The organism is Citrobacter sp. Cpo012, assembly GCF_030333015.1.
Lineage (GTDB): Bacteria > Pseudomonadota > Gammaproteobacteria > Enterobacterales > Enterobacteriaceae > Citrobacter > Citrobacter portucalensis.
Map to the genome: position 1 here is coordinate 147,386 of NZ_JAOWGR010000037.1, position 12,539 is coordinate 159,924.

At 49.4% G+C, this 12,539-nt stretch carries 11 protein-coding genes; 1 reads left to right on the top strand and 10 read right to left on the bottom strand.

Annotation, left to right across the window (positions count from 1 at the left end; all coding sequences use genetic code 11):
- Positions 1 to 36: 36 nt before the first annotated feature.
- The 5 genes from fadK to OGX90_RS10620 all read right to left on the bottom strand — a co-directional run bounded on the left by fadK (position 37) and on the right by OGX90_RS10620 (position 5,115).
- Positions 37 to 1,674 (bottom strand): medium-chain fatty-acid--CoA ligase, encoded by a 1,638-nt coding sequence (gene fadK, locus OGX90_RS10600; protein WP_079933935.1) that lies wholly within the window; start codon positions 1,672 to 1,674, stop codon positions 37 to 39.
- An 82-nt stretch (positions 1,675 to 1,756) separates the two neighbouring features.
- Positions 1,757 to 2,050, bottom strand: a complete 294-nt coding sequence (locus OGX90_RS10605) for a ferredoxin family protein (protein ID WP_008784590.1) — start codon at positions 2,048 to 2,050, stop codon at positions 1,757 to 1,759.
- A complete protein-coding gene (locus OGX90_RS10610; RefSeq protein WP_286623758.1) occupies positions 2,047 to 3,336 on the bottom strand; it encodes an FAD-dependent oxidoreductase in 1,290 nt (429 codons plus the stop codon). The genes OGX90_RS10605 and OGX90_RS10610 overlap by 4 nt, the downstream gene beginning before the upstream one ends.
- A 57-nt stretch (positions 3,337 to 3,393) precedes the next feature.
- The gene (locus OGX90_RS10615; protein ID WP_286623760.1) at positions 3,394 to 4,329 is read right to left on the bottom strand and encodes an electron transfer flavoprotein subunit alpha; all 936 of its coding nucleotides are present in this window, start codon (positions 4,327 to 4,329) and stop codon (positions 3,394 to 3,396) included.
- A gap of 21 nt (positions 4,330 to 4,350) precedes the next feature.
- Entirely contained in the window at positions 4,351 to 5,115 is a 765-nt protein-coding gene (locus OGX90_RS10620) for an electron transfer flavoprotein (RefSeq protein WP_020996442.1), read from the bottom strand.
- Between the two features lie 506 nt (positions 5,116 to 5,621).
- Between OGX90_RS10620 and OGX90_RS10625 the strand changes: the two genes are divergently transcribed.
- On the top strand, positions 5,622 to 6,512 hold the full coding sequence (locus tag OGX90_RS10625; RefSeq protein WP_008784594.1) for an AraC family transcriptional regulator: 891 nt from the start codon (positions 5,622 to 5,624) through the stop codon (positions 6,510 to 6,512).
- Between the two features lie 54 nt (positions 6,513 to 6,566).
- On the opposite strand, the gene OGX90_RS10630 is transcribed toward OGX90_RS10625, so the two are convergent.
- From OGX90_RS10630 to OGX90_RS10650, 5 genes are all read right to left on the bottom strand, one after another.
- A complete protein-coding gene (locus tag OGX90_RS10630; protein ID WP_003832619.1) occupies positions 6,567 to 7,718 on the bottom strand; it encodes an acyl-CoA dehydrogenase in 1,152 nt (383 codons plus the stop codon).
- Positions 7,719 to 7,731: 13 nt separating this feature from the next.
- A complete protein-coding gene (locus OGX90_RS10635) occupies positions 7,732 to 9,327 on the bottom strand; it encodes an acyl CoA:acetate/3-ketoacid CoA transferase (RefSeq protein ID WP_286623762.1) in 1,596 nt (531 codons plus the stop codon).
- A 155-nt stretch (positions 9,328 to 9,482) separates the two neighbouring features.
- A complete protein-coding gene (gene aroD / locus OGX90_RS10640; RefSeq protein WP_048235496.1) occupies positions 9,483 to 10,241 on the bottom strand; it encodes a type I 3-dehydroquinate dehydratase in 759 nt (252 codons plus the stop codon).
- 36 nt (positions 10,242 to 10,277) lie between these two features.
- Positions 10,278 to 11,144, bottom strand: a complete 867-nt coding sequence (gene ydiB / locus OGX90_RS10645; protein ID WP_003836604.1) for a quinate/shikimate dehydrogenase — start codon at positions 11,142 to 11,144, stop codon at positions 10,278 to 10,280.
- Between the two features lie 21 nt (positions 11,145 to 11,165).
- Positions 11,166 to 12,401: an MFS transporter gene (locus OGX90_RS10650; protein ID WP_286623764.1), complete on the bottom strand. Its 1,236-nt coding sequence runs from the start codon at positions 12,399 to 12,401 to the stop codon at positions 11,166 to 11,168.
- Positions 12,402 to 12,539 lie beyond the last annotated feature (138 nt).

The following is a 12,539-nucleotide window of genomic DNA, read 5'->3' on the forward strand; positions in this document are numbered from 1 at the left end:
GCCGGATAAGATGCGTGAGCATCGCCATCCGGCGCTTTATCCTGTAATACTCTCCACGCTCAAACGCTGAATAATATCCTGACGAAGCTGGTATTTTTGTACTTTACCTGACGCCGTGCGCGGTAATTTCTCCACGATCACAATGTGCTCAGGGTATTTGTACTTTGCCACCCGCTTGCGGCTAAAAAATGCCACCACTGATTCCAGCGACAACGAATGATGCGGAGGTTTTAGAACCACGTAAGCACACGACCTTTCACCTAACCGTTCGTCCGGCATCGCGACAACACAGGCATCGTGAATGCGAGGATGCTGCAATAAAATATCCTCAACTTCGCGGCTGCTGATGTTTTCTCCACCGCGGACAATGATATCTTTTTTCCGTCCGGTGATTTTGATGTACCCCGCATCGTCCATTCGGCATAAGTCGCCACTGTAATACCAGCCGTCTTGATCCAGCGCGCGGGCGGTGAGTTCGGGTTCATCGAGGTAGCCCATAAACACATTGGGACCACGCGAAGCTTCTTCACCTTCTACCCCCGCGGGCAACGTATTGCGTGCTTCGTCGACCACTTTAATTTCGACGCCTGCAGCAGCATATCCGTCGGTATTCATCATGCGAGAAAGCGAATCATCGAGATTGACCAGCGCATGCGGTGAACTCTCTGTCGAGCCATAAATGCTTAATAATTTTATGCCGAGCTGCTGGCAGTCACGGGCAATCTTTTGTGGAATGGTTGTGCCCCCACATAAGAAAAAGCGTAGCGATGAGAGATCGCGTGGTCGTTTTTCCATGCTACACAACATGTCGTAGACGAAGGGCGTTGCGCCGAGCACACAGGTACAGCGTTGTTGCTCCAGCAGTTCAAGACAGGCGGTTGGGGTGAAAATATCTAACAATACGCTGCGTGCGCCGATTAAAAACGGTGCAGTAACGCCATGCAGAAAACCGGTAGCGTGTCCCAGTGGTGCGGGCATCAAAAACACATCCTGCCAGGTGAGATTGAGGCGGGCACAGTAGGCGCGCTCGCTGGCAAGGATGTTGTTGTGGGTCAGCATTACGCCTTTTGGCATTCCCTCGGTACCGGAGGTAAACAACACCGCCGCCAGTTCATCGGCGTGAACATTAATCGTCTGGGTTAAAGGCGGAGCTAAAAGCAGTTGACTGAGCGCCAGCGAGGTCGTTGCCGGAGCCAGTTTATCCACGGCAACGATCTGTTGCAGATGCGGCAACTGGTTTTGTAAGGGGAGGATCAGATCGACCGGTCGGGTCTGTTTAAACAGCGTCGGTGCGAAAAAAATCTTCGCTTTGCACTTATTTAGCACCCATACCAGCTCTGCTTCACGCCACGCTGGCAGCAGCGGTACGGAAACGGCCCCGGTTTTCAGGCAGGCCAGGTAGATAATCGTAAACTCGCACCAGCCCGGTAACTGGAAGGCAATGCGATCGCCGGGTTGAATACCGCAGGCTAAAAACCAGGTTGCCAGACTGCTGGCCGCGCTGTCGAGTGCAGCATAGGTGTATGAAGCGCCATGGTTATCAACCACGGCGATTTTATCTGGCATGGCTCTGGCAGTTTGGTTCCAGTAATCGCCAAGCGAAGCATCTCCCCATAAACCCTGTTGCCGCCAGACTTCGCGGCGTTCGGCGTTAAACGTTAGTGTGATACTCATGAAGTTATTCCCAGGATGATTTCGGCATACATCTGACCGGATGGCCGGCGTGGCCGATCCGGTGTACTACAGGCAAAATCCATTAGCCGTAGCGAAAATCAACGCCAAATGTTCCGACCGGATATTCCCATTGGTCGAGGATTGTGTCGCCGCACAGTACTCGACACGTTCCGCACTCCAGGCAACCAGCAGAATCAAAATGAATGTTTCCACTCTCATCCTGCTTATACAGCCCGGCGGGGCAGGCTTTCAGCAGCTTGCGAAATTCATTAAGGTCTGGATGTTCGGCCAGGATAATGTGCGGGTGGCCTTCATTGACATTGAATTTATTGACGCCCAGTTTGACGTCAACGTTAACGGTATTGTCCTGATTCATAGTGCAGTTGCCCCCTTGATACCGTCTTTCAGTAAGTTCATCAGCCCGATTTGTTTTGCGTGGGACATAATCATCTTGCGAACCGGTTGATTTGGACGTCCGTCAACGGTGAACATATCGCTCATGATGTCGGCCACCATACGCGGATACTGAGTGAACAGCCGTGGGTTTTCCATTAACGCCGGGATCTTGCGAAAATGCTGTAAATCACGCATCACACAGCCCTGTTCGAGCGCGCGCTTGTAGCCCATCAGGCTACTGGCAGAGAAATCCTGGCGTTCTTTTGCTGCAATAGCTGTTTGGGCAGCGGCTTCTGCGGAAGCGATGGCCAAATCCATACCTCGCACCGTGAAACCCAGGTTCAAACAGAAACCGGCGGCATCGCCCACGATCATCACACCGTCATCGACCAACTTTGGAACCATTGCCAGACCGCCTTCCGGCACCATATGCGCGGAATATTCCAGTAGTTCTCCACCGGCAATCAATGGCCGAATAGTTGGATGTTGTTTAAAGTCTTCCAGCATTTGTGGAATGCTTTTTGTGGCATGGGCAATATCCCCCAGACCACACACCAGACCCAGAGAGATGGAGTCCTGGTTGGTATACAAAAATCCGCCTCCCATCAACCCATCAGACGGTGAGCCTGCAAACAGCCAGGCCGCGCCTTCATTACCTGAAAGATTGAAGCGATCTGCAATGACCGCTGGAGGTAAGCCGATCAGCTCTTTTACGCCAACGGCATAGTGATGTGCAGAAGAGGGCGGAACCATCCCCAGGGAACGCCCCAGCATAGAGTTGACGCCATCGGCAAGGATGACAATATTGGCTTCCAGGATATCGTCACCGGCCTGAACTCCGGTAACCTTTTTACCTTCGCGGATCAGGGCATCGACGCGCACGCCGGGGATGAACTGCACGCCAGCTTGTTCCGCCTTATCCATTAGCCATGGGTCAAGTCTGTTGCGCAAAACGGTATACGAATCCTGCGTTGGTGCGTCAGCTTTTTCACGATGGAAATCGAGAGTGACGGCGCTTTCTTCGGTCAGAAAGGAGATTTTTTCGCGGGTGACTTTACGCTCGAGCGGCGCTTCCTGCGCGAACCCCGGCATGATGCGCTCAAGACTATGTGCATAGAGTCTTCCGCCGGTCATATTTTTACTGCCTGCATTGTTTCCGCGCTCGATGACCAGTACGTCCAGTCCGGCCTGAGCCATCACGTAGCCTGCAACCGTACCCGCCACGCCAGCACCGACCACAATGGCATCAAATTTTTCATCTGACATGCTTTATGCTCCCTTCCCGCTGCGAGGGCAGCGGGATATGTGCGTTAAATGTGGGGGTTAGCGGCTGAGATGCTCGATAAGAGCCGGAACGACTTTGTAGATGTCGCCGACCAGTCCGTAATCGGCGTAATTGAAAATAGGGGCTTTCTTATCTTTGTTGATGGCAACAATGACTTTCGCGCCGTTACCGCCAACCATATGCTGAATTTGTCCTGAAATGCCGAGGGTGAGGTAAAGGTCCGATTTCAGTAACACGCCAGAAACGCCGATGTAGCGTTCGCGTTCCATCCAGTTTTCGCCTTCGGCAATCGGTCGTGAACAACCCACTTCTGCACCCAGTACAGATGCCAACTGGTGCACCATCTCCAGATCGTTTTGCGCAACCAGGCCGCGGCCCACACCCACCACACGTTTGGCTTTGCTGAGATCCACGCTGCTCACGGATTTGGCGCGACGTTCCTGGCACATAATTTCATGGTGTGGTGCGATGTAAGGTGCAGAGACAACAGGGCAGGTATGTGAAGCATTAGCCTCTACCAGTTCAAGTACGCCTAGGGCAAGGGTGATAATTGCCTGAGTTGTTTTGATTTTTTCTTTGCCGAATGCCAGGCCACCGTACATACGGTGTTCTGCGAACAGTGAGTCATCATCAAGCGTTACCGACGTGGCGTCATTTACCATCGCTGCATTGAGCTGAATACTTAACCGCGCACCAAGGGATTTAGCGCGTTTAGTCGCTGGCATCAGCAATAGCCCGGTATGTTCTTGTATCAGGGCGGCGATGGTCTCGGCAAAATTTTCAACACGCTGTAAACCAGACGTTGTTTCAAGCACGACAATCTCATCGGCACCCAGAGGTTTAACCTGATTGGCCTGTTCGTTGCCTTCTACAATAAGGTGTACCTGTTCACCCCACAGGCGTGCGCCGGCCATTAATTCTGCATAGCGTTCTACGTTATCGCTGAACACCCATACGTTAGCTAATTTACTCATGATAATTTCTCTCCGTTGGGCTTAGTTCAGGGCTTTTTTCAGATGCTCAGCCAGCTCGGCGATGGCTTCTGCTGAGTCATTTTCCAGAATGATGTGCTTACGTTCTGTTTGTGGCGGAACGGTGAGGCTCACCAGTTCTGCTAACGGTGAGGCAGGTGTCCAGCCAATATCGCTGGCTTGCCACGGTGTGACTGGTTTTTTACCTGCGCCCAGAATGGCTTTCATCGAGGGAATACGCGGCGTGTTGATATCCGAGGTTACGCACAGCACGGCGGGGAGCGACAGTTCAATCACTTCAACTTCGTCTTCCAGCGTACGTTCAACCACAATGCGATCGCCGTTACGTTGGATGTTGCTGACGGCGTTAATCACCGGAAGTTGTAAGAGTTCGCCAACCAGTAAGCCAACCTGCTGGGCGTAGATGTCTCCAGACCCTTCGCCGAACAGCATCAGGTCGAATTCAATGTTTTTGGCCGCGCAGGCCAGCGCCTGAGCCGTGTCTCGCGGTAATGAATGCTCCAGTTGGGGATCCTGCACCATAAACAAACTGTCCGGCCCGCGGGACAGTACGTCTTTACGCACTTTGGAGTTTTGCAGTAGCGAGCCGCCAACCGTTAAGGCGACAATTTCATCACCTTCCGCACTAAGTTGCGTCGCGGCCTCTATTGCATTCAAATCAAACTGACTGATTTTGGCATCGGCTCGGTCAAAGTTAAGCGAACGTTCTGGGGTAACAACAATGTCCTGTTCTTCAGGCACCAACTTAAAGCAGGTTATTAGTTTCATGGCATCTCCAGTGATTCTCGTGTGGATGATGACGGGGAGCGCCATCATCAACAGTAGGGAAAATTGACTGAAAATAGTGTGCGGCAGAGGGAGACTGTTTTCGACGGGGCAATCTGTTTTCATTCCCAACAATCTTGCAAAAAAAAGGACTTTAGGAATGCTGAGTTTATGAACGTAAAGACGACGTCGGGTGTTAAAGTGATAAATATGGAAATAAAATCGAGACGTTTTTTTGAGAAATGGATCATATTTTTATCCGTTTCTGCATGCACTTTGTTTCTGGTGTGTAAATTATTATTGCTGACTTAATAACATTTACACTTTCCTGTTATTTTAAAATAAAAACAATTTGTGCGAGCAGCGTGCTGAAGTTGGAGGTGTCATCTTGCAGACGACGCAAATAATTTTGTTTCGCCTGGACAGAATAACGTTGTATAACGTCTTCATCGTTTTTACTTTTCGATATTAATTATCCGCAAAATTACTGCCTTTCGGTGGAGGTTGTCATGTATCAACGCTGTTTTGATAATGCCATGGAGACCCTTTTTGAACAGGGAAAAACCCCGAGATTTTCGCGATTCGTCATCAGTGATGATCCTAACTGGGAGTCGGGCCATCATGTTCATGACAATGAAACAGAGCTTATCTATGTAAAAAAGGGTGTCGCAAGGCTAATTATCGACTCTTCGCTGTATGTCGCACATGCGGGTGACATCGTAGTGATAGAACAAGGGCGGTTACATGCGGTTGCTTCCGATAGCAGCGCACCTGCAACCACTTACACCTGTGCGCTCTACGGCTTTCGTTTTAACGACTGGCAGGAGAACCAACTCTTGCAGATGCACTCGTGTCCGGTTATTAACGTCAGCCAGGGCAAAGAGGTTATTAAAAGTATCTTTAATGAACTGAGTGTTATGATCCCGCAGAGCAAGAATAACCTGACGTCTTCCGCTTATGACGCCTTCGCTTATGCATTAACCGTTTTATATTACGAAAACTTTAAAAATGCTTATCGTTCTGAGCAGGGATATATTAAAAAAGATATCTTAATTAAAGATGTGTTGGTTTATTTAAATAACAACTTTCGAGAGAAAATTACGCTGGAACAGTTGTCTAAGAAATTTCGTGCCAGCGTGAGCTATATCTGTCACGAGTTTACTAAGGAGTATCGTATTTCGCCGATTAATTATGTGATTCAGCGGCGAATGACAGAGGCAAAATTTGCCCTGACGAATACGGAGTCCTCGTTGGCAGAAATTTCATGGCGGGTAGGGTATGAAAATGTCGATCACTTTGCCAAACTCTTTCAGCGGCATGTGGGTTGTACCCCCAGCGATTATCGTAAGCAGTTTAAAAATAACCTTGTAGAACAGGAATGTTTGATGCCAGAAATATGATTCACCTGGCACGTGCCGGATAACGCATTTGCGCTATCCGGCAAGCATTACTGCTTACTTATTCTGATAATCTTTCAGGATTTGGCGACCCGCGACGTAAATCATGATTTCATCTGTACCACCGCCAATGCGTTCACAGCGGACATCACGCCAGAAGCGGGAAACGCGTGCTTCGTCGGTGTAACCCAGCCCACCCATAATCTGAATGGCGTCATCAATCACTTCCATTGCAGTACGTGCACAATACAGTTTTGCCAGCGCTGCACTGGTGCGCAGAGACTGTTCCTGATCGGCCTGCCAGGCGACTTTTAACACCATATTGCGCATGTTATCGATTTTAATCGCCATCAGCGCCAGTTTTTCCTGGATCATCTGATTGTGACCAATTGGCTTACCGAATGCGATGCGCTGGTTGGCGTAACGGGCGGCATCTTCGAAGGCGCATTCAGCAAAACCGGTACTGCGCGCAGCGTTGATCAAACGTTCCATTTCGAAGTTGTACATGACGTTGAGGAAACCCATGCCTTCCTCTCCGACCATATCGCTTTCGTCCACTTCGACGTCATCAAGATAGACTTCGCAGGTGCTGAGCATATGCCAGCCGATTTTGTGCAGCGGATTAACCTTAATGCCGGGTTTCTTCGAATCGACCCACCACAGCGTAAAGGCTTTTTTCGGATCTTTTGGCTCCGGATCGCGGGCCAGTACCAGCATATAGGGATACTCTTTCGCGCCGGTGATAAAGGTTTTTTGCCCGTTGAGATAGACCTTACCATTTTTGCGAGTGTAGCTGGTGGTCGCGCTGTTGTTGTCGGAGCCAGCTCCCGGTTCGGTTAATGCCAGCGCATACGCTGGATCGCCCGTTTCCATGGTGCTTTCTGCGGTCTTACGCAGCTGTTCGGCGGATCCAAAACGACGCATACTGTGAATACACTGACCGTTAGTGATCAAAAAAGCGGGTGCGCCGCATTTTGAAACTTCCATCAGCGCCAGCATCTGTGTGACGTAATCCGCCGGGATGCCACCAAACTCTTCCGGAACGCCCAGCATCGAAATACCGTTGTCCGCCAGGGCACGCATAAACTCTTTCGGGTAGGTCGCCGTTTGATCGCAGGTACGGAAATATTCTTCCGGGAAATTGCTGGTAATCAGTTCTCGAATACTGGCAAGCAGCAGTTCTTGTTCTTCAGTTAAAGAAAAGTCCATCATGGTACTCCTTTTAATTGGCGGCGTCGGGTAACACAAAACCCATCGAGGCATCGATAAATAATCTTTCGTCCATCAGCTTCAGATTTGGCGAAATGATTGGCGTGAAATCCATCTTGTCCAGGATGTCTTCCTGTAAAGAGACTCCCGGTGCAATTTCGATTAAATGAAGACCATCTGCTTTTAACGTAAATACAGCGCGCTCAGTGATGTAACGCACATCAAGTCCACGTTCGAGAGCAATTTTTCCGCTGAAAGTCACTTCAGGTAATTCGTTGACGAATTTTTTCACCCGACCTTCCTGCACGATATTTAACTTGCCATCGGCAACTTCCGTTTTCAGACTTCCGGCAGTTAACGTGCCGCAGAAAATAATTTTTTTGGAGGTGGCGCTAATATCGATAAAACCGCCGGTACCCATGATTTTGCCATTGAATTTGTGTACGCCGACGTTGCCGTGGCGATCGACTTCGGCAAAACTTAAATAGCACACGTCCAGTCCACCACCGTGATAGAAGTCAAACTGGGAGGTCATATCCAGAATGGCGCGGGTGTTGACGTTGGCGCCGAAAGCAATACCTTGAGAGGTGATGCCGCCAATCGGACCCGTTTCGACTGTCAGAATAAAATCGTCAGCACAGCCTTCTTCGCGCGCGACGAGGCCAATGCCATCGGCAATGCCTACGCCAACGTTGCCGACCGCACCTTTGCGCATTTCAAACAGGGCGCGTCTGGCCACCAGTTTACGCTGATTGAGCGGCAGGGCAGTCTGTTGGCTGTCATCGAGAACAAAATCGCCAGAGATAAAGCGGTTAACCGGCGCGCCACCATACAGTTGCGTTTGGTCGGGGTCGATGACCACAATATCGACCAGATAGCCGGGAATACGCACCGATTTCGGATGCAACGTGGCTTTCTTCACCATCTTTTGCACCTGCATCATAACGATGCCACCGTTATTGTGTACGGCCTGGGCAATCACCAGCGCATCAAGATACATCACTTCATCTTCAAAGGTGGCGTAGCCTTCACTGTCGCAAGTGGTGGCGCGAATAAAGGCGATGTTTGGCGCAATGGCTTTGTAATACAGGTACTCTTTGTTATCAATTTCCACCAATTTGATCAGATCTTCGGTGGTCACTTCATTCAGCTTACCGCCCTGTTGGCGAGGGTCAACAAATGTACCGATGCCGATATCACTAAGGATCCCCGGCTGGTGAGCCGCCGATGCACGCAGGGTTTGGGTTAATACGCCCTGAGGATAGTTATAGGCGGCAATTTTATTTTGTTCAGCCAGATCGGAGATTCGCGGTGATTGTCCCCAGTGTCCGCATAATGCCCATTTGACTAAACTTTCCTGTGCCAGTGGGCTAATTCCCCGGTCGGCACGGTCACCCAAACCTGTAGGACTAATCAACGCTAAATTTCGCGGTGACTGAGAGTTTTTATATTTTTCAGCCAGTGCATTAATTAATGTTGTTGCTTCGAGAATACCCCCTCCAGCACCTAATACACAAAGCGTTGCTTCATCAGGAATATAATTGACTGCATCTGCAGCGGATAATACGGGTACCCGACCATCTATACGATTTGGCCTTGAAAATTTCATGTGAACTCCAGATTATATGCGTGCGACTACCTGTCGCTATATTCGACAATAATATAGTGAGTTATTTAATAACGCTTAATTACCGGCCAGATATCCGTGGTTAGACGAATATCTGGGGTAGGGCATTACTGATATTTATATGGATATATCTGTAATTAAGCCTGATGCAATATTGTCAATACAGTACGCAGGTCGGTGACCGAAATTTGTCCTGGTGCGGAGGCTTTTTTTACTGCCCCAAAGGTTGCCGCTGAACCGAAAACCTCACCAGACAGACGTGAAATCACCCCTGTTTTAGCCATCGACATGGTGATTATCGGGCGATCGGCATAGCGTTCTTGCATTTCCAGCGTGGCACTAAGCAGCGTCAGAACATCCGTTTTATTTTGCGGCATCAAGGCAATCTTCGGAATATCTGCGCCCAGCTCCTGCATTTTACGCAGGCGCTGGACAATCTCTTCCGCGGCTGGTGTCTTATGAAAATCGTGATTGGACATAATCACAAAGACATTTTTCGCATGCGCATGCTCGACGGTCGCTTTGACCAGTTCGTCACCGGTAAACAGTTCCAGATCGATCATATCCACCAGACTGCTGTCTACCGCCGCGCGGTTAAGTGCAATATAGTGCTCGACAGACAGAGCCTGTTCACCGCCTTCTTTGGCGCTACGGAAGGTGAAAAGCAGTGGTTTGTCAGCCATCACATCGCGGATGGTGCGCGCAGCTTCCAGCACCGCCTCAATGGAAGAGACATCGGCGAAATGGTCTACGCGCCATTCCAGAATGTCGAAATCCGCTTCGCGATAGGCCAGCGCTTCGCTTTTTACCGTTGCGATGTCTTTACCCATCAGCGAGACAATGATCTTCGGCGCACCCTCGCCAATAACGAGGTTTTTTACGGTTACGGTTTTCATTGATTACCCTTTAACTATTGTACAAATGCTTGCCTGTCAGGCGGCAAAACCCATAACCTGTTTCACATACTCCAGTGGGAAATCTTTCCCGGTCCAGAGCTTGAACTGTTCAGCCCCTTGCCACAACAACATGCCGTAACCATCAATTGTTTTGCAACCAGCACTTTGTGCCTGCTGCAATAATTTGGTCATATGCGGGTTGTAGACGCATTCGGTTACCAGCAGTTCCGGACGCAGCAGGGACGCGTCGGTCACGAGAGATTCATTTTCCAGCGGCTTCATGCCGACTTTAGTGCCGTTGGTCAAAATATCTGCGCTGGCAAGTGCGTCAGCAAAAGCCTGGCGATCGGCGAGATCGATAACGGTGACCACGCAGTCGGTGTTTTCATTGACGCGTTTGGCAAACTCCTGCGCTTTGGCAAAAAACTCATCCTGGCGGTTAAAGAGTTTAATTTCTTTGATGCCTTCAATCGCTGCCTGTGCACCAATAGCCGTCGACGCACCGCCTGCGCCCAACAGTACCATGGTTTTACCTTTGATATCGAAACCACTTTCCTTAATTGCACGAATATGGCCCGTGCCATCGGTATTGTAACCGCGCAGATAACCATCATCATTGACGATAGTGTTAATTGCGCCGACCAGCTTGGCTGCGGGTGTTAATTCATCAACATACTCACATGCCAGCTGCTTGTTGGGCATTGAGACCCCGGTACCCCGCATCTTTAAGGCCTTCAGCCCGGCAATTGCATTAGCAAACGTTGAGTTATCAACTTCAAATGCCATGTAAGTGAATGGCAATCCCGCTTTTTCTAATGCCTTATTTTGCATTTCAGGCGACAGACTGTGTCTGATAGGGTAGGCCATCAAACCAATCAATTCATATTTAGCAGTTACGTCCATTTGATACTCCTTCTAAACAATTTATTGAAAATAACGCTCGCCCAACCGCACATCATTTTTGGGGATATCAAATACGCGGTAGTAACGAATAAAGACGATGATGGCGGTGACAAAAGCCAACAGAGCAAATGCAAGGTCCAGCAAAATAATGTATTGCAGACCAATGTTAGAGAGGTATCCGGTGATTAATGGGATAATAAAGTTGGCTACGCCACCCATCATCATATAAATACTGGTGACTTTGGCCTTGCTCTTGGGAAAGAACTCCGACATCACCGAAACACCGAGCTGTAAAATACCGCCAGCGGCAGAGAATCCAATGAGAAATGAACCGGCGTTACATACCAGCGGAGATGGGTATAAATAGATCACGGCTGCGGTGATGGTTGCCAGTCCGGCATTAAATACATTCGCCCAAATAGGCCGTACCCATTTTTTCAACAGTGCGGCAAAGATAAATACGCAGACCAACGACCCCATACTGTAGTAAGAGATTGTTTTCAGTGCGTCGGATTCTGCCATACCGGCAAAGGCCATCGCATATTTCGGCATCCAGACCACGATGACGTAAAAAGTCGAAAAGGCAGCAACACCAAACATGACGGATGCCACACCTTCCAGCCAGACCAACGGTTTACTGTTCATCTGTGGCAGATCTTTCGCGATGCCGGTATCCACCATCTGGCTGGGGAAACGACTTTTTAGCAGCATCAGGGTAATGACTACAAACAACGCACCTGGGATAATGACCGCATAACCGTACCAGATATGGTTGAGCAGCATGGTGCTGACGACGATGGGGTAGATCATCTGCCCAAACGAGACCATAGCTTTCACCAGGATAACGGCTGAGCCAGAGGCTTTAGGGAAGCATTCCATTAACGCCGGGTACCCACCGGTATCCAGTGCCGAGTTTGCCACGCCAACGCAAACGGCCAGAATAAAGGCAATCATCAGATTAGGGCTGGCGGGAATACCGAAGAAGAACAGTATATACAGAATAGCCCCTAACAGAATGATAGCCCGACGACCAAATTTATCTGAGAGCACGCCAAAGAATAAGATGCTCACCAGTCGTCCCAGACCAATGCCTGAAATTAAATAGGCAATTCCTGCATTGTCGGTGGAAAACTTTTCTGCAAGAGAGGTCATATTTTGCGCCAGTGTAATGACGCTAATGCCGTGTAGGAAATAACTTAAATAAATACAGGTTATCGCCAAAAGAAATGGCGTATTAAAGGTCTTGCTTTGAGACATTTTCACAACTCCTTGCGGATTTTAAAATTGTTCTGTGCTCGTCGATATTGTTTAAATTGCGGCGACCTTGTAATTAATATACCGGGTGGCAGCCACAGAACCTACATAGCATGGCGTTTAAGTTACCAGGTATATTGC